The sequence below is a fragment of the Plesiomonas sp. ISS29 genome, from assembly GCF_056522795.1.
Genome location: NZ_JAWRZQ010000001.1, coordinates 977,821 through 994,793, shown reverse-complemented (window position 1 = coordinate 994,793; position 16,973 = coordinate 977,821). Strand labels below are relative to the sequence as shown.

General features: G+C 48.5%; 18 protein-coding genes and 1 other RNA gene. 7 read left to right on the top strand and 12 right to left on the bottom strand.

Annotated features, from left to right (window positions below; genetic code table 11):
* Window position 1 precedes the first annotated feature (1 nt).
* The 3 genes from mraZ to rsmI form a co-directional block, all read right to left on the bottom strand.
* On the bottom strand, window positions 2-460 hold the full coding sequence (gene mraZ / locus AC1HDJ_RS04485) for a division/cell wall cluster transcriptional repressor MraZ (RefSeq protein ID WP_479533692.1): 459 nt from the start codon (window positions 458-460) through the stop codon (window positions 2-4).
* Between the two features lie 317 nt (window positions 461-777).
* Window positions 778-1,149: RNase P RNA component class A (gene rnpB, locus AC1HDJ_RS04480), an RNA gene on the bottom strand.
* 57 nt (window positions 1,150-1,206) lie between these two features.
* On the bottom strand, window positions 1,207-2,073 hold the full coding sequence (gene rsmI / locus AC1HDJ_RS04475; protein ID WP_479533689.1) for a 16S rRNA (cytidine(1402)-2'-O)-methyltransferase: 867 nt from the start codon (window positions 2,071-2,073) through the stop codon (window positions 1,207-1,209).
* 49 nt (window positions 2,074-2,122) lie between these two features.
* Between rsmI and AC1HDJ_RS04470 the strand changes: the two genes are divergently transcribed.
* The 4 genes from AC1HDJ_RS04470 to dolP all read left to right on the top strand — a co-directional run bounded on the left by AC1HDJ_RS04470 (window position 2,123) and on the right by dolP (window position 5,674).
* Entirely contained in the window at window positions 2,123-4,051 is a 1,929-nt protein-coding gene (locus AC1HDJ_RS04470; RefSeq protein WP_479533687.1) for a penicillin-binding protein activator, read from the top strand.
* 7 nt (window positions 4,052-4,058) lie between these two features.
* Window positions 4,059-4,436, top strand: coding sequence for a YraN family protein (locus tag AC1HDJ_RS04465; RefSeq protein ID WP_479533685.1), 378 nt, complete (start codon window positions 4,059-4,061; stop codon window positions 4,434-4,436).
* Window positions 4,437-4,444: 8 nt separating this feature from the next.
* Window positions 4,445-5,035: a DnaA initiator-associating protein DiaA gene (gene diaA / locus AC1HDJ_RS04460; RefSeq protein WP_438622288.1), complete on the top strand. Its 591-nt coding sequence runs from the start codon at window positions 4,445-4,447 to the stop codon at window positions 5,033-5,035.
* Window positions 5,036-5,098: 63 nt separating this feature from the next.
* Window positions 5,099-5,674, top strand: coding sequence for a division/outer membrane stress-associated lipid-binding lipoprotein (gene dolP / locus AC1HDJ_RS04455; RefSeq protein WP_479533682.1), 576 nt, complete (start codon window positions 5,099-5,101; stop codon window positions 5,672-5,674).
* Between the two features lie 238 nt (window positions 5,675-5,912).
* Here dolP and sspB read toward each other — a convergent pair whose 3' ends face one another.
* From sspB to zapE, 8 genes are all read right to left on the bottom strand, one after another.
* Window positions 5,913-6,398, bottom strand: coding sequence for a ClpXP protease specificity-enhancing factor (gene sspB / locus AC1HDJ_RS04450; protein WP_479533680.1), 486 nt, complete (start codon window positions 6,396-6,398; stop codon window positions 5,913-5,915).
* A gap of 2 nt (window positions 6,399-6,400) precedes the next feature.
* Window positions 6,401-7,042, bottom strand: a complete 642-nt coding sequence (gene sspA / locus AC1HDJ_RS04445; RefSeq protein ID WP_438622285.1) for a stringent starvation protein SspA — start codon at window positions 7,040-7,042, stop codon at window positions 6,401-6,403.
* A gap of 99 nt (window positions 7,043-7,141) precedes the next feature.
* Window positions 7,142-7,891, bottom strand: a complete 750-nt coding sequence (locus tag AC1HDJ_RS04440; RefSeq protein WP_479533678.1) for a cytochrome c1 — start codon at window positions 7,889-7,891, stop codon at window positions 7,142-7,144.
* Entirely contained in the window at window positions 7,888-9,102 is a 1,215-nt protein-coding gene (locus AC1HDJ_RS04435) for a cytochrome b (protein ID WP_479533676.1), read from the bottom strand. The genes AC1HDJ_RS04440 and AC1HDJ_RS04435 overlap by 4 nt, the downstream gene beginning before the upstream one ends.
* Entirely contained in the window at window positions 9,103-9,699 is a 597-nt protein-coding gene (gene petA / locus AC1HDJ_RS04430) for a ubiquinol-cytochrome c reductase iron-sulfur subunit (RefSeq protein WP_438631038.1), read from the bottom strand.
* Window positions 9,700-9,967: 268 nt separating this feature from the next.
* On the bottom strand, window positions 9,968-10,360 hold the full coding sequence (gene rpsI / locus AC1HDJ_RS04425; RefSeq protein WP_438622281.1) for a 30S ribosomal protein S9: 393 nt from the start codon (window positions 10,358-10,360) through the stop codon (window positions 9,968-9,970).
* 15 nt (window positions 10,361-10,375) lie between these two features.
* On the bottom strand, window positions 10,376-10,804 hold the full coding sequence (gene rplM, locus AC1HDJ_RS04420) for a 50S ribosomal protein L13 (RefSeq protein ID WP_438622280.1): 429 nt from the start codon (window positions 10,802-10,804) through the stop codon (window positions 10,376-10,378).
* Window positions 10,805-11,010: 206 nt separating this feature from the next.
* Window positions 11,011-12,204 (bottom strand): cell division protein ZapE, encoded by a 1,194-nt coding sequence (zapE, locus tag AC1HDJ_RS04415; RefSeq protein ID WP_479533672.1) that lies wholly within the window; start codon window positions 12,202-12,204, stop codon window positions 11,011-11,013.
* 175 nt (window positions 12,205-12,379) lie between these two features.
* Between zapE and zapG the strand changes: the two genes are divergently transcribed.
* The 3 genes from zapG (at window position 12,380) to degS (ending at window position 15,473) form a co-directional block, all read left to right on the top strand.
* Window positions 12,380-12,769 carry a Z-ring associated protein ZapG gene (zapG, locus tag AC1HDJ_RS04410; RefSeq protein ID WP_479533670.1) on the top strand — a complete coding sequence of 130 codons (390 nt, stop codon included), beginning with the start codon at window positions 12,380-12,382 and terminating at the stop codon, window positions 12,767-12,769.
* A 133-nt stretch (window positions 12,770-12,902) separates the two neighbouring features.
* Entirely contained in the window at window positions 12,903-14,267 is a 1,365-nt protein-coding gene (locus tag AC1HDJ_RS04405) for a Do family serine endopeptidase (RefSeq protein WP_479533668.1), read from the top strand.
* A gap of 138 nt (window positions 14,268-14,405) precedes the next feature.
* Window positions 14,406-15,473, top strand: coding sequence for an outer membrane-stress sensor serine endopeptidase DegS (gene degS, locus AC1HDJ_RS04400; RefSeq protein ID WP_479533666.1), 1,068 nt, complete (start codon window positions 14,406-14,408; stop codon window positions 15,471-15,473).
* A gap of 230 nt (window positions 15,474-15,703) precedes the next feature.
* Here the strand turns inward: degS and murA are convergent, their stop codons facing one another.
* Window positions 15,704-16,966 carry a UDP-N-acetylglucosamine 1-carboxyvinyltransferase gene (gene murA, locus AC1HDJ_RS04395; protein ID WP_479533664.1) on the bottom strand — a complete coding sequence of 421 codons (1,263 nt, stop codon included), beginning with the start codon at window positions 16,964-16,966 and terminating at the stop codon, window positions 15,704-15,706.
* Window positions 16,967-16,973 lie beyond the last annotated feature (7 nt).

Sequence of the window (16,973 nt, the reverse complement as noted above, 5' to 3'; positions counted from 1 at the left end):
ATTATAAACACAGATCCTGTAATCGGGCCGACAACACCTGTGGTGTCATCCGCTCCGCTTGAATATCATCTTGAATTTGTTGCTGCCAAACATCAGCACGCCAAATCTCAAATTTATTAAGCTGCCCTACTAGCACTATCTCTTTCACTAAATCTGCATGCAGACGTAAATGAGTGGCCAGCAGAATTCGCCCTGCACTGTCTATTTCACACTCAGTAGCGTGCCCCAACAACAAACGCTGAATACGCCGTTCATCTGGGTTGATACTCGACAAGGTCATCAATATCTGTTCTATGCGTTCCCACTCAGGTAACGGGTACAACAGCAAGCATGGGTGGTGAATATCCAGTGTACAAATAAGCTGCCCCTGACACGCCTCTAACAGCGCTGTCCGGTAACGCGCGGGGACGGCCATACGCCCTTTATTATCCAGATTTAAAGTATGGGCACCACGAAACATGACTTAGCATCCCCCTGAATACCCAAAATTCACCACTAAAACCCATAAATTCCCACAAATGCAAGTTTACGGAGGGGGGAAAAAGCTTGTCAAGCAAAGAACAACATGAATTGTCGGGCCAACCGACTAAAATCGAGTATTTCAGACTTTTCGGTATCACCTGAGGATAGCAATACAGAAAAATACACTGTTTTTAAATGTGGATGGCAAGACCAAGGTGTGACCTTAATCTGCAAAAATAGGCAGCATACGGATGACTGAGCGTACTGTAGATAACAAAAAAGCCACGTTCTTCAACGTGGCTTTTTTGTTTGAAACGAGGGAATTAGCCGATAAGCCGGGTTCTGTCGTGGACAGTCATTCCTCTAGGCCAACACTCGCGCGTTGGCTCAAGCAACCTACCCGGGTTCAATGCGGGCCGCACCAATGAACCCCTATTTGGTCTTGCTCCGGGTGGAGTTTACCGTGCCACGAACTGTTACCAGTCGCGCGGTGCGCTCTTACCGCACCCTTTCACCCTTACCTGATCCCTTGCGGGCCATCGGCGGTTTGCTCTCTGTTGCACTAGTCGTAGGCTTGCGCCTCCCAGGCGTTACCTGGCACCCTGCCCTATGGAGCCCGGACTTTCCTCTCCCCCGTGTGTCTCCCCGAAGGGACGACCACGAAGCAGCGACTGTCTAGCTAACTCCGCGGCGGATTATATAGAGAAACCGATCACAGTGCCAGTGAAATACACCACAAAGCCACTACTCAGTGAAATGTTCTAATCCATAACGATATAACGCATTTTTCTTAACGCCATGGATCTCAGCCGTTAGTGCAGCGGCTTTCTTCAGTGGAAGATCTTGTGTCAATAAACTTAAGGTTTTGATCACCAGCGCAGACAGTGCATCATCTTCAGCCGGTTTAGCGCCTTCAACCACCAGCACCATCTCACCACGACGACGCACTTCATCATCTTGCACCCACGCCAATAACTCACCAACCGGAGCACCATGAATGGTTTCCCACGTTTTGGTCAATTCACGGGCCAAGACTACATAACGATCAGCGCCCAGCACCGTGACCATATCCTGCAAGCTATCAAGCAAACGGTGCGTTGATTCGTAGAAAATCAGAGTGCGCGGCTCTTCTAATATGGCCCGCAGAGCGTCTTGTCTCCCTTTGCTTTTCGCCGGTAAAAAACCCTCAAAACAAAAACGATCAGAGGCAATTCCCGAGGCACTCAATGCGGCAATGGCTGCACACGGGCCTGGTAGCGGGATCACCGAAATCTGCGCTTCACGGCAGCGACGCACCAGATGAAAACCCGGATCACTGATCAGCGGCGTTCCTGCATCAGAAATCAGTGCAATGCTGTGGCCTTGCCGCAACTTCTCAACTAAAACCTCTGCTTTTTGTTGTTCATTATGATCATGTAACGCAAAAAAGCGCGCTTGTATGCCAAAATGCTGCAACAATAATCCACTATGACGGGTATCTTCAGCGGCAACCAGATCAACCTGCTGCAACACCTTCAGTGCCCGTTGTGTAATATCGTCTAAGTTACCAATTGGCGTGGGAACTATGTATAAAGTTGCTGGGGTGATGAAAGATTGTTCAGTAGCTTTCATTGTATAGACTTCATTGCCGATTTAAGATTAACCGTCTCTAGGAAGAAACGTGATTGGGATCCCCATGCTTGCCTCTTTATGCACCCGCGTCAATGCAAGACGCATAATTTTACCTGTTTTTGCTACTTTGATGCTGGCCGCATGCCAAATGCCACAGCACTCAAGCGGCAATACACCGTCATCCTCTGATCTGCTGGCATCATCAGCCTATTATCTGCAACAGGCCAACACCAGCAGTGCCAGTGAAAAAACGCCATGGCAATTGCTGGCCGTTCAAGCACTGTTAAAAGAGAACAATATTGCACAAGCAACGGCTGAATTGCGCAGCATTCAAGAGCCGCTAAGTGATGTACAGCGCCACGAACAACAACTACTATGGGCTGATATCGCCCTAGCACAAAAAGATCCGGCGACGGCTGCCACCAGACTGGCCACGCTGAATGTCGCCATGCTGACACCGGCACAAAAAGCACGCTACTACCGGGCCAAAATTGCCCTAAATAGTGGCCAAAACCAGATTATTGAAGCCGTACGCGATCATATCGCCCTTGATCAATATCTGACAGATGCCACACAAAAGCAGCAAAACAACGATCAGACCTGGCTGTTGCTAACCAAGGCATCTGTCGAGCAGCTTTCTCAAGCCGTGGTCAGCCCGCAAGAGAGTATTCTGATTGGCTGGCTGGATCTGGCACGTGTCTATCAGGAAAACCGCTACAACCTACCGCAACTCAAAGCCAGCATTGCTGAATGGAAAACACGTTTTCCTAAGCATCCGGCGGCCATGACCCTGCCGACACCGCTGAGCCAGTATTTGGCGCTGCCTGCCGCAAGCATGAATGCCATCGGGCTGCTGCTGCCAATTAGTGGTCAAAATCAGGCACTAGGCGATGCTATTCGTCAGGGTTTTATGGCCGGTATGCTCGAAGATAGCGCACGTAACCCTAATATTCGTGTTCAGGTTTACGATACCGCCACCAAACCTCTTCCAGCCCTGTTACAGCAAGCCGAACAAGAGGGCGTACGCACCTTGGTTGGCCCGCTACTGAAAAACCGGGTTGATGAACTCATGCGTATGCAGTTACCGGCTGATTTATCAATTTTAACCCTCAACCAACCGGAAACTCCGAGTGCCAACCCAAGCGTCTGCTACTACGCACTTTCGCCGGAAGATGAAGCTGGCGATGCAGCCCAGCATATTTGGGATCAGGGCCAGCATACGCCACTGGTTCTTGTTCCCAGCTCGCCATTTGGCCAGCGGGTCGGTAATGCCTTTAGCCGACAATGGCAAACCCTGAGCGGCGAACAGCCAACCATTCAGTACTTTGGTGATACCGTAGCCCTGCGCCAATCAATCAACCAGAGCCTACGTAATCAAGGGAAAGCCGACATCATGCGCCAAGCACTAGGTGTTTCGCTGCAAGCTGATGCAACGCACGGTCCGATTGATGCTATTTATTACGTCACCACCCCCGACGAACTGGCGCTATTAAAACCGTTTGTTGACGCATCAATCATGCCGGGATACCAGCGCCCAGCACTGTATGCCAGCTCACGCAGCAACCAAGCGGGGAATGGCCCTGATTTTCGCTTAGAAATGGATGGTGTACAGTTCAGTGATATTCCAATGCTGACCACCGCCAACTCACCGGCTGCACAGCGTGTTGCCCAGATCTGGCGTAACCCTGACTATTCACTCTCACGCTTGTATGCCATGGGTATGGATGCATGGTCACTGGCCAACCACATGAATGAGCTGCGCCAGGTGAACGGTTATCAGTATGCCGGGCAAACCGGTTTACTCAGTGCCGGTGAAAACTGCACCGTAAACCGCCAGCTCAACTGGTTACGCTACCAAAATGGTGGGTTAGTTCCGGTTGTATCAGCAACCACTATCGGCACTGACCTTGCCACTCCGCCATCAGATACGCTGTATGACAGTTTAAGTACTGATCCTGTACCGGCAACAGTACAGTAATCAGGCGGTGGTAACGTCGTACAGAGCCTCACAACGTGAACGCGGCGCGCACTATGAACAATTGGCGCGTCGCCATTTAGAACAACATGGGTTGTGTTTTATTGCAGCCAATGTAACGGTTCGCGGTGGAGAATTGGATCTGATCATGCGTGATCAGTATGATTGGGTTTTTGTTGAGGTACGCTACCGGCGATCGAGCCGTTACGGCTCTGCGGTTGAAAGTATCACAGCGAAAAAACAGCAACGCTTGTATCATACCGCTGCAGTCTGGCTTCATCAGCGCGGATTGAGCATAGATACACAATACTGCCGCTTCGATATTGTGGCAATTGACGGGCCAGATGACACAGTCAGCTGGTATCGCAACACCTTACAACATCAATGACAGACGTTATGCTAGAGCAAATTAAAGCCTGTTTTACCGAAAGTATCCAGACACAAATCGCGGCAGCCGAAGCGCTACCGGATGCCATTGCGCGTGCAGCTATGATCATGGCCCAAAGCCTGCTGAACGGCAATAAAATTTTATGTTGTGGGAACGGAGCATCAGCTGCCAATGCCCAGCACTTCACCGCCTGTTTGGTTAACCGTTACGAAACAGAGCGACCTAGTTTACCAGCAATAGCGCTGACCGCAGACAGCATAATGCTGACCGCAATTGGCAACGATGACCTGCACACCGAAGTGTATTCCAAACAAGTGCGCGCACTAGGGCAAAATGGCGATATCCTGTTGGCTATTTCGACCAAAGGAAACAGTAAGGATATCGTAAAAGCAGTAGAAGCCGCGGTGACACGTGATATGACCATCATCGCACTAACCGGATATGACGGCGGCATTTTAGCCGGATTACTGGGTGAACAGGATGCAGAAATTCGCATTCCCTCACACCGGCAATCCCGCATTCAGGAGATGCATATGCTGACTCTAAACTGTTTAAGTGATCTGATTGATCGCACTTTATTTCCGCATCAGGATAATTAATACCACCCTGCCTGACAGGGTTAATATAACAAGAAACAACTTAACTCATCTAAGGAGAGCACCATGAGTGTCACCCGTAAACTGGGCATTATTCTGCTGGCCTTTATGCTGCAAGGATGTATTGGTGCCGTTTTAGTCAGCTCAGCGGCGGTTGCCGGAAAAGTTGCTACCGATCCGCGCTCGGTGGGCGGGCAAATTGATGATGAAACCCTTGAATTACGTGTCGGCGATGCACTGGCAAAAGATGCTCAAATCCGCAAAGAGGCCCGCATTTTGGCGACCGCATACGAAGGTCGGGTACTGCTTGTAGGTGAAGCGCCCACTCAAGCACTGTCAAAGCAAGCTGCACAAATTACCGCCGGTGTGAATGGCGTAACTGCCGTTTACAACGAAATTCGGATCAGCAAACCTATCAGCTTTGGCACTATCTCAAATGATACTTGGATCACCACCAAGGTTCGCTCACAACTGCTCACCAGTGATAAAGTGAAAGCCAGCAATGTGAAAGTGACCACCGAAAATGGTGAAGTATTCTTAATTGGAAAATTAACACGGGCAGAAGCGGAAGAAGCAACCAACACAGCACGAAATGTTGCCGGTGTTAAACGCGTAGTGAAAGTGTTTGAATACCTCAATTAATCAAAAACAACCTTCAACATCAGCCTAAATCACTAAACTGAAACACTGACATTTACCACTCAGCGTAACGGCAGAAGGCAAGATTAAGAAGGTAAAATTAAAAAGATAAGATTCAAATGAAAAACAAAAAATGCAGCGTTAGCTGCATTTTTTATCTTACTTTTTATAGCGTTATGGCATATGTATACGCACTATAATCATCACGATACTGATCATATGCGGTATTGAACCACTGAAATTACTTCACCACGCGTAACATAGGTTTTGCACGCGGACGCGGAGGTTCATCATCAGGGCCATCACCACCGTCAGCCAACTCTTCAACTAATGCCAGAGCAGGCTCAACAGAAGATGACTCATCCAAGACGTCCAGCATTTCATCTTCTGGCACATCGTAGGCCACTTCAGGTTCAAACAGAGTACCCGCACCATTTTCACGCGCATACAATGCCAACACCGCCGCAAGAGGAACATCAACTTGCTGTGGTACACCGCCAAATCGGGCATTAAACCTTACGGCATCATCACCCAACTCCAGATTCCCCACGGCACGCGGCGCTATGTTCAGCACTATCTGACCATCTCGCACGAACTCCATCGGAACGCGCACGTTAGGCAACATAGCATCAACCACCAAATGCGGAGTTAAGTTATTATCTAACAACCACTCATAGTAGGCCCGAACCAGATACGGACGACGTGGTTTCATCTGGGTTAACTCCATAATCAGACCTTACCGTGCAGGCGAATTTCGCGCTCAGATTCAGTCAGTGCCGCCAAAAATGCATCACGCTCAAATACGCGAGTCATGTAGGCTTTGATCTCTTTTGAACCTGGGCCGCTTAGCTCAATGCCCAGCACCGGCAAACGCCACAGCAGCGGAGTCAGGTAGCAATCGACCAAGCTGAACTCTTCGCTCATAAAGAACGGATATTCAGCAAAAACCGGAGCAATCGCTAACAACTCTTCACGCAGTTGCTTACGTGCCATATCCGCTTCGGCCGGCGTGCCCTGCTCAATTTTTTCAAGCAGCGTATACCAGTCTTGCTCGATACGGTACATCATCTGACGACTTTGACCGCGTGCTACAGGATAAACCGGCATCAGTGGTGGATGAGGAAAACGCTCGTCCAAATACTCCATGATGATACGTGCGTTATAAAGAACTAACTCACGATCGACCAGGGTTGGTACTGAATTATACGGATTCAGATCAAGCAAATCTTCTGGCAGATGCTCAGCATCAACCTGTTCAATTTCTACGCTCACGCCTTTTTCAGCAAGAACAATTCGAACTTGATGACTATAAATATCGGTTGCACCAGAAAATAGCGTCATCACCGAGCGTTTGTTAGCTGCGATAGCCATTCAACCCTCCACTTTCACTCAAATACACAAACAGCAAAAGGGGGCTCAAGCCCCCATGCCGGTCGGATAAACCGAAAAACAGGCATCAGTTTCGCATAATTAGTGTACGTCGCGCCAGTATTCCTTTTTCAGCAAGTAAGCAATGATGAAAAAGAACACTAAAAACCCGAGCACCCAATACCCAATATGCTGACGCTCTTTTTTCATTGGTTCGCCGGAATACTCCAAGAAATTAGTGATATCGCGTACCGCATTATCATACTCTTCAGCATTCAGCTCCCCCTGACGCACAATCTCAGTGCCCACCACAATTTCGTGTGGCTGGCCATCAATCTCATGCGTCTCTTTTTTCGCTACAGGCGTTCCTTGCAACTCTTCCAACACATGTGGCATGCCGACATTCGGGAAAATCGTGTTATTCACCCCAAATGGCCGGCTTGGATCAGCATAAAAAGAGTGCAGATAGGTATAAATCCAGTCAGGGCTACGCAACCGCGCTTCCAATGTTAAATCTGGCGGCGGCGCACCAAACCATGCCGCGGCACTCTTTTGTGGCATCGCGTTTTCCATCAGATCCCCAATTTTTGCGCGCGGATCAAAAATCAGGTTCTGCGTCATCAACTCTGGTGGAATACCCAAATCGGTGGCAACCCGCTCATAGCGCTGATACTTGGTTGAGTGGCAACCGGCACAATAATTCATAAATAACTTAGCTCCATTTTGCAATGAGGCTTTATCACTCAGATTGTTGTTCGCTTTTATCAATGCCCCACTTTCTGATGACAGAGCAGGCAGTGAGATAGAAAGTGCAGGTAACAACGCAAATAAAACAATCGTCAGTTTTTTCATTTGAATGTCACCCTTTCTGGCAAAGGCTTGGTTTTTTCATTTTTGCTGTAGAAAAACAGCAAAACAAAGAACATGAAATAACACACCGTAAAAATTTGCGATAACAGGGTGTAGGTTGGTGTAGCCGGTAACGTGCCTAAAATACCTAACGCAATAAAGCTGATGGTAAATAACCCGATATTCCAACGATGAAAAGCACTGCGGTAACGCACTGATTTGACTTTACCACGATCAACCCACGGTAATAAAAACAGTACCGCTATCGATAAGCCCATCATGATCACCCCCAACAACTTATCAGGAATGGCACGCAAAATGGCGTAAAATGGGGTGAAATACCAAACCGGTGCAATGTGTGCCGGTGTTTTTAAGCCATTTGCCGCTTCAAAGTTAGGTGGCTCAAGGAAATAGCCGCCCATCTCAGGGTTAAAAAAGATCACATAACAGAAGAAAAATAGGAAACCCGCTACTCCCATAATATCTTTTACGGTGTAGTAAGGGTGGAACGGAATTGCATCTTTCGGCCAGCCGTTAGCATCTTTATTCTTTTTGATCTCAATACCATCAGGGTTGTTTGACCCCACTTCATGCAGAGCCACAATATGCAGGAAGACCAACAGTACCAACACCAACGGAACGGCAATCACGTGCAGGGCAAAAAAACGATTCAGTGTGACGCCTGAGATCACATAATCACCACGGATCCACAATGTCAGTGCATCACCGATACCGGGGATCGCACCAAACAGTGAAATGATCACCTGCGCGCCCCAAAATGACATCTGCCCCCACGGCAACAGATAGCCCATAAATGCTTCGGCCATCAGCGCAAGAAACAGCAGCATGCCGAAAATCCACAGCAACTCACGCGGCTTTTGGTATGAACCGTAAATCAGCCCACGAAACATGTGCATATAAATGACAATAAAGAAGAACGAAGCACCGGTAGAGTGCATGTAACGCAGCAGCCAGCCGTACTCAACATCACGCATGATGTATTCGATAGAGGCAAATGCCCCTTCGGCTGACGGGTTGTAGTTCATCGTCAACCAGATCCCGGTAATGATCTGATTCACCAACACAAGCATTGCCAGCGATCCGAAAAAATACCAAAAATTGAAGTTTTTCGGGGCAGGATACTCGCCAACATGTTTATTGTAGGTTGCAGTTAAGGGGATCCTGGCATTAATCCAGTCGAGTAATTTATTCATTTACGCAGCCACTCCCTTGTCATCTACGCCAATGATAATGGTATTGTCGTCGACAAATTTATACGGCGGGATCATCAAATTTAATGGTGCAGGAACGCCCTGAAATACGCGACCTGCCATATCAAATTTTGAGCCGTGGCACGGGCATAAAAAGCCTGACTGCACGCCTTCAACTTGTACGCCAAAGTTTTCTGGAACATAACTCGGTGAGCAACCTAGATGCGTACAAATACCGACCGCAACAAAAATATCGGGCTTAATCGACCGATAAGGATTACTCGCATACTCAGGTTGTTGTGGCTCGGAAGATTGTGGATCGCGCAGTTTTCCATCGTGCGTGGCCAGTTCATCCAATACCACTTTGGTTCGACGTACAAGCCAGACAGGTTTTCCCCGCCACTCGACACGAATCAACTGCCCTTCTTCTAATTTGCTGATATCGACCTGAACCGGTGCACCTGCCGCCTTGGCCTTAGCACTGGGATTCCAGGATTTGATGAAGGGTACAGCTACAAAAACTGCCCCTACGCCACCGACTACGCCAGTTGCGGCAGTTAAAAAACGCCGGCGACTGTTGTTTACAGGCGCATTGTTCATCCCTCACTCTCCCATCGCATCCCGCTTGGTTATTGTTATTTCCCTGCGGTCTTATTGCTTCCTGACGTGGAACCCCCTGCTAACCACTGATGTTTTAACATTCAAGTAGCATGAGATCCCCATAATTGCAAAAGTCACGCAAATGATAAGAAAAACAACACTTTTTGACAAGTTATTAAAACCTTTTTGCAACATATATAACAACAAAAAAGCCCAGCATAAGCTGGGCTTTTTGAAGGTAATCTGTAACCGCCGAAGCGGTAGCAAATTAACGCTTGGAGAACTGTGGACGACGACGTGCTTTACGCAGACCGACTTTCTTACGTTCCACGCGACGAGCGTCACGAGTAACGAAGCCAGCAGCGCGCAGAACTGGACGAAGGGTCTCGTCGTACTGCATCAGTGCACGGGTGATACCGTGACGGATTGCACCCGCTTGACCAGAAATACCACCACCAACAACGGTGATGTACAGGTCTAGCTTCTCGCTCATCTCAACCAGTTCCAGCGGCTGACGAACTACCATACGGGCAGTTGGACGGCCGAAGTACTGATCCAGACTACGCTGGTTGATTACGATGTTACCGCTACCCGGCTTGATAAAGACGCGCGCGGAAGAGCTTTTGCGACGGCCAGTGCCGTAGTATTGATTCTCTGCCATTGCCTTGATCCCGTATTAGATGTCCAGAACTTGTGGTTGCTGTGCTGCATGATCGTGTGCAGCACCAGCGTACACTTTCAGCTTACGGAACATGGCACGGCCCAGAGGACCTTTTGGCAGCATGCCCTTAACAGCGATTTCGATCACGCGCTCTGGATGCTTGGCGATCATTTCTTCGAAAGTGGCAGATTTCATACCACCGATATAGCCGCTGTGACGGTAATAAATCTTGTCAGAACGCTTGTTGCCAGTTACAGCAACTTTATCTGCGTTCAGAACGATGATGTAATCACCAGTATCAACGTGCGGAGTGTATTCCGCCTTGTGCTTGCCGCGCAGACGACGAGCCAGCTCGGTCGCCAGACGACCCAGAGTCTTGCCGTTTGCGTCTACTACATACCAGTCGCGCTTAACGGTTTCTGGTTTAGCTACAAAAGTTTTCATGAAATAGCTTACCCAATAAAAAAGTTACACCCGGTGAATTAACGTCGGGAATGATGAAAATTCACGCTCACATGCCAAGCACAACAACCCCTTCGAGTTGAGTTTGCTAGCACCGTATTGGCGGGGACTACCAATGTAACGTGGGGTCGCAAGATTATAGTGAAGACCGCCGATAAAATCGACTGTTTTTTGCATCACATCTGCAATTACGACCAATGAGGCTGCGCAAGATAATCTATGCTCTGCATCTCTTGCAAGCGGGAAAAGCATCTTTGGTACTCAAAACGCAATAAACTCCCCTGATAGAGCTGTTCTGGCGCGGTTTCAGCCGAAATAATTAATTTTACCTTACGTTCGTAAAATTCATCGATTAAGGCAATAAAACGCCGTGCCGTATCATTATTCTCTTCTGACATGCTGTAAACATGCGTTAATAACACGGTGTGATAACGCTGCGAGAGTACAATAAAATCAGCCGCGTTACGTGGTTGCTCACACAATGCGTTAAAACCAACCATCAGCACGCCGGCAGATTCGGCCTTAACCAGAATCTGCCGCTGATTAATTAAAATGGCATGATCACACAGAGGTTGCTCAGTACTTAGGCGGGAAAAGTAGTGTTGCATATTGTGTTCAGCCTGCGCATCAAGCGGCCAATGGTAAATTTCAGCCTGTTGCAGTGTACGTAAACGGTAATCTATGCCGCTGTCGACCGACAACACCTGACAATGTTGTTTGATCAGTGCAATCGCCAGTAAAAACCGGCTACGCTGCAATCCATTTCGGTAGAGATCGTCTGGCTGCACATTTGAGGTAGCAACCAGCACGACACCTCGAGCAAACAAGGCCTCAAACAACCCACCGAGCAACATAGCATCGGTAATATCAGAGACAAAAAACTCATCAAAACAGATAACGGTATACTGCTCACTCAGTTGCTGCGCAATATGGATAAGCGGATCGGAACGCCCTTTTTGCTCATTTAATGCACTGTGTACGTAGTGCATAAAACGGTGAAAATGCATGCGTAGTTTGCGATCACCGGGTAAGGCATCATAGAACAGATCCATCAGCCATGTTTTTCCACGGCCAACCCCCCCCCACAGGTATACGCCCTGTATCGGGTCAGAAGGCATCGGCGAGGGCGAAAAACGGGCCTGCAAAAATGCAAACGGGCGCATCCAGCATTTTATTCCCCACTTTTGCTCAGACTCTGTTTTTAAAAGCGTATTATGTGGGGAAAATAGGGTATTCAGCGGTGCTGACGTAGTGGTATGTTGAACTAATTGGAGAAAAAGGCGATCTAACGCCTGTACCGCTTGCTGCTGAGCAATATCTGGGCTGAATTGCGGCTCAAGCAACAATTGTTGGTAACGTTGGCTAGGTGGAGTCACGTCCATTGTTCGACCACTTCCTGTATAAATATTCGTTATAGTCTTAACGTGCTTTCTATCACGCTAAAAGATAACGCTTATAGTATCACGCAGCCTGCAAGAGCAGGTATAGTGGCAGCAGTAAAGACAGTGGCATGATAGCCACCTTGCTGATTAAGCTTGGTTTTCCCTAGGAGTAATTATGACTTGGATTAGTGCGCTTACTTTCATTCTTGGTTTGGCGCTGGGTATGATTCTGGCCCGTTTTACGCAAAAAGATCTGCGTAAGCAGAAAAAAATACAGACTGAACTCGAAAAAAATAAGTACGAGTTGGAACAGTATCGCCAAGAGTTAACCGATCATTTTGCACACAGTGCAGAGCTGTTAGATAACATGGCCAATGATTACCGTAAGCTGTATCAACATATGGCAAAAACCTCGAATCAACTGCTGCCTGAGCTGCCAAAACAGGATAATCCATTCCGCTATCGCTTAACCGAAGCGGATAACGATCAAGCGCCAATTAGTATGCCACGCGATTACCCTGATCAGCACACCGGTATATTCAACCCTAAAAAACCACAAGCTTAAAAACACTGGTGAAGTCGGTTACTAAGTGAACTAAGCAAAACATCAGTAGTCTTAGTGATAAGTTGTTCTTTTTGAACGGCGTATTGCTTTTTCCTTACTGAACTCTGTTTTCTTGATTGTTGGATGTGTTGCTATGAAAAAACCAGTGCTATTACTGAGCGCTTTAACGTTAAGTTTAGGCTTATCTTTGAGTCCGGTTCCGGCGCTTGCAGCGCTTCCTGCGGCGATCAACGGGCAAGCTACGCCAAGCCTTGCCCCTATGCTGGAAAAAGTGCTTCCTGCTGTTGTCGGTATTTCGGTGGAGGGGACTCAGGTACAGCGTCAGCGTTTACCGGAAGAGTTTAAGTTCTTCTTTGGCCCTGATTTCCCGACTGAGCAGTCGAGCGAGCGCCCGTTTCGCGGATTGGGCTCTGGTGTGATTATTGATGCTGGCAAAGGCTATGTCATCACCAATAACCATGTGATTAATGGGGCAGATAAAATCAGTGTGCAACTGAAAGATGGCCGTGAGTTTAAAGCAAAATTACTGGGTGCAGACAAGCAATCTGATATTGCCTTGTTGCAACTTGAAAACCCGAAAGACCTGACTGCCATTAAAGTGGCCAATTCAGATGGTTTACGGGTGGGTGATTTTGCCGTAGCGGTAGGTAATCCGTTTGGTTTGGGGCAAACCGTAACCTCGGGGATCATCTCTGCACTGGGCCGTACCGGGTTGAATCTGGAGAACTTTGAAAACTTTATCCAGACCGATGCAGCGATAAACCAAGGTAACTCAGGCGGCGCGCTGCTGAACTTAAACGGTGAGCTAATTGGTATCAACACGGCTATTTTAGCACCGAGTGGCGGTAACGTAGGGATCGGTTTTGCCATTCCAAGCACCATGGCGAAAAACTTGGTTGATCAGATAATCCAGTTTGGTGGTGTGCGCCGCGGTATTTTGGGCATTAAAGCCGGTGAAATGAACCCAGATCTGGCCAAAGCATTCAATTTGGATGCGCAGAAAGGGGCATTCGTCAGTGAGGTGGTACCAAATTCAGCCGCCGCAAAAGCCGGTATTAAAGCCGGTGATGTGATTGTAATGATGGATGGCCAGCCGGTTGCCAGCTTTGCCGAGATGCGCGCCAAGATTGCGACGATGGGCGCGGGTAAAACCGTAAAACTCGGTCTGCTGCGCGATGGTAAACCGCTTGATGCTGATGTTACCTTGGCACAAAGTGATGATGTGCAGACTAACGCATCAAATCTGTATCCAGGTTTAGAGGGCGCTGAGCTGCTCAATTACAGCAAAGGCGAACACCACGGAGTACAGATCACGAAAGTGACTAAAGGCTCATCTGCCGCGCGGATTGGCTTACAAAATGGTGATGTAATCATTGGCATCAACCGTCAGCCAATAGCCAATTTGGGTGAACTGCGCAAAGTGCTAGACAGCAAACCACCGGTTATTGCGATGAATATTCTGCGTGGGGATGCCTCACTATATGTGTTGCTGCGTTAATAGCGCAACCCTGTGGGGTTTTATGGCGGTATATCATGTCAATCAGGCCTGATATGCTGCCATACTCTGCCAAGCCAGGGTACCGTAACGGTATCCTGACTTCCTCTTTCCGCTTCACAACATCAACTGACTGCCATTATGCTTGCAAAGCTACTTAAAGCGATTGTACTGGGAATACTGGCTGCCTTGCTGGTGCTCTGGCTCTATCCTGAAATACGTAAAAGCTCTATGGTGCTGCCTGCACCACATTTATCAATCGGTACAGAGCAACCTATCAGTTATAACTCGGCAGTACGCCGTGCCGCACCTGCTGTGGTGAATGTTTATAACCGCAGTATGGGTAAAACCAGTGAAGATCAAACACTAGGGATCCGCAATCTGGGGTCTGGCGTGATTATGGATCCCCGTGGTTATATTCTGACGAATCAGCACGTTATTGCCAGTGCCGATCAGATTATTGTCGCGCTGCAAGATGGCCGAGTGTTTGAGGCGATGCTAGTTGGCTCTGATACGATGACTGATCTGGCAGTACTGAAAATTGACTCAACCAGCCTGCCGGAAATTCCGCAAAATTCAGAGCGCCCTGCTCGTGTTGGGGATGTCGTGCTGGCTATCGGTAACCCCTATAATCTGGGGCAGACTATTACACAGGGCATTATCAGTGCCACCGGACGTATCGGTTTGAGTACGTTTGGCCGACAAAACTTTCTGCAAACTGATGCATCGATTAACCGTGGTAACTCCGGTGGTGCGCTGGTAAACAGCTTGGGCGAGTTAGTGGGTATTAACACACTCAGCCTAGATAAGAGCAACTCCGGTGAGGCGGCTGAAGGCATTGGTTTTGCCATTCCGGTCGCTTTGGCAAGTAAAATCATGAATAAGCTGATCCGTGATGGGCGGGTGATCCGTGGTTATATCGGGGTTCAGGGCCGTGAAGTTGTTCCGGCAAGAAGCCCGCATTTTAACCTTGAGCGGGTACAAGGCATTATTATCGGCGCAATTGAACCGACCAGCCCTGCGGCAATCGCCGGTTTGCAGGTGCGTGATATTGTGACATCGATTGATGGCAAAGTAGCGGTCAGTGCCGTAGGTGTGATGGATCAGGTAGCGGAGATCCGCCCAGGTTCAACCATTCAGGTTGCGCTGATCCGTGATGGTAAAGAGATGACTATTCCGGTTACAGTCAGTGAATATCCGATTCATTAAGCCTGACAATGCGCTAAATAACCCTTAGTGAGCGTCAGTGAGTACCCGTGATCTGCCGCAAAGAATCAGTATCGGATCGCCATATGCTTTAGGGTAAAAATACGCCATCAAAAGATGCGATAAAAAAACAGATAATCAATATTCATTGCGATAAAAAAGGCCTGCCGGATAAATCAGACAGGCCTTTTTCATTTTCTAATTTCATTTTCTAAGGTACAAAAGCGCGCAGATTATGCGTCAGCTTTTACACGCTCAATTTTTGCACCCAGACCACGCAGTTTATCTTCGATACGCTCATAACCACGATCGATATGATAAATACGGTCAACTTCCGTCACACCGTTGGCAATGCAACCGGCCAGTACTAAACTCGCTGACGCACGTAAATCAGTTGCCATCACCTGAGCATGACTGAGTGTCGCCACGCCTTTACTGATGACGGTGTTGCCTTCAATTTCCGCACTTGCACCCATACGCATCAGTTCTGGCACATGCATAAAACGGTTTTCAAAGATGGTTTCGGTAATAACACCAGTCCCCTCTGCAACCATGTTCAGCAAGGTAAACTGCGCTTGCATATCAGTTGGGAACCCTGGATGCGGAGCTGTACGGATATTCACGGCTTTCAGACGATTCCCTTCAGTATCGATGCTGATCCAGTCTTTTCCAGTCTCAATTTTAGCGCCTGCTTCACGCAGTTTAGCCAGTACGGCATCGAGCGTTTCAGGTTTGGCATTACGGCAAACAACACGGCCTCCGGAGATTGCTGCGGCAATCAGGAAAGTACCAGTTTCGATGCGGTCAGGCACAACCCGATGTACACCACCACCCAAGCGCTCAACACCTTCGATGGTAATACGATCAGTGCCGGCACCGGAAATTTTAGCGCCAAGGGTATTGAGGAAGTCTGCAGTATCGACAATTTCCGGCTCGCGCGCGGCATTTTCAATTACGGTAGTACCGGTAGCCAGTGTTGCGGCACTCATAATGGTAACCGTAGCACCGACACTAACTTTATCCATTACGATATGTGCGCCGGTCAGACGGCCATTCACCGAGGCTTTAACATAGCCCTCTTCGAGCTGGATATCTGCCCCCAGCTGACGTAAGCCGCTGATATGCAAATCAACAGGGCGTGCACCGATGGCACAGCCGCCCGGCAGTGATACCTGACCACGGCCAAAACGTGCTACCAACGGGCCCAGAGCCCAGATAGAGGCGCGCATGGTTTTCACCAGATCGTACGGTGCACAAAATTCGTTAACATCACGGGCATCAACGTGCACTGAACCGTTACGTTCCACTTTTGCACCAAGCTGGCGCAGCAGTTTCATGGTGGTGTCGATATCCCGCAAGTGTGGGACATTTTGAATTTCCACCGGCTCTTCAGCCAACAGCGCGGCAAATAAGATAGGCAGTGCAGCGTTTTTCGCACCGGAGATGTTCACCTCTCCGTGTAGGCGGGTAGGCCCTGTTACTTGAAATTTATCCATTAATCCT

Excerpts from the sequence above, each read along its gene's own strand:
- mraZ (WP_479533692.1), bottom strand. The coding sequence starts at position 460 with ATGTTTCGTGGTGCCCATACTTTAAATCTGGATAATAAAGGGCGTATG.
- rsmI (WP_479533689.1), bottom strand. The coding sequence starts at position 2,073 with ATGAAAGCTACTGAACAATCTTTCATCACCCCAGCAACTTTATACATA.
- diaA (WP_438622288.1), top strand. The coding sequence starts at position 4,445 with ATGCTAGAGCAAATTAAAGCCTGTTTTACCGAAAGTATCCAGACACAA.
- dolP (WP_479533682.1), top strand. The coding sequence starts at position 5,099 with ATGAGTGTCACCCGTAAACTGGGCATTATTCTGCTGGCCTTTATGCTG.
- sspB (WP_479533680.1), bottom strand. The coding sequence starts at position 6,398 with ATGGAGTTAACCCAGATGAAACCACGTCGTCCGTATCTGGTTCGGGCC.
- sspA (WP_438622285.1), bottom strand. The coding sequence starts at position 7,042 with ATGGCTATCGCAGCTAACAAACGCTCGGTGATGACGCTATTTTCTGGT.
- AC1HDJ_RS04440 (WP_479533678.1), bottom strand. The coding sequence starts at position 7,891 with ATGAAAAAACTGACGATTGTTTTATTTGCGTTGTTACCTGCACTTTCT.
- AC1HDJ_RS04435 (WP_479533676.1), bottom strand. The coding sequence starts at position 9,102 with ATGAATAAATTACTCGACTGGATTAATGCCAGGATCCCCTTAACTGCA.
- petA (WP_438631038.1), bottom strand. The coding sequence starts at position 9,699 with ATGAACAATGCGCCTGTAAACAACAGTCGCCGGCGTTTTTTAACTGCC.
- rpsI (WP_438622281.1), bottom strand. The coding sequence starts at position 10,360 with ATGGCAGAGAATCAATACTACGGCACTGGCCGTCGCAAAAGCTCTTCC.
- rplM (WP_438622280.1), bottom strand. The coding sequence starts at position 10,804 with ATGAAAACTTTTGTAGCTAAACCAGAAACCGTTAAGCGCGACTGGTAT.
- zapE (WP_479533672.1), bottom strand. The coding sequence starts at position 12,204 with ATGGACGTGACTCCACCTAGCCAACGTTACCAACAATTGTTGCTTGAG.
- zapG (WP_479533670.1), top strand. The coding sequence starts at position 12,380 with ATGACTTGGATTAGTGCGCTTACTTTCATTCTTGGTTTGGCGCTGGGT.
- AC1HDJ_RS04405 (WP_479533668.1), top strand. The coding sequence starts at position 12,903 with ATGAAAAAACCAGTGCTATTACTGAGCGCTTTAACGTTAAGTTTAGGC.
- degS (WP_479533666.1), top strand. The coding sequence starts at position 14,406 with ATGCTTGCAAAGCTACTTAAAGCGATTGTACTGGGAATACTGGCTGCC.
- murA (WP_479533664.1), bottom strand. The coding sequence starts at position 16,966 with ATGGATAAATTTCAAGTAACAGGGCCTACCCGCCTACACGGAGAGGTG.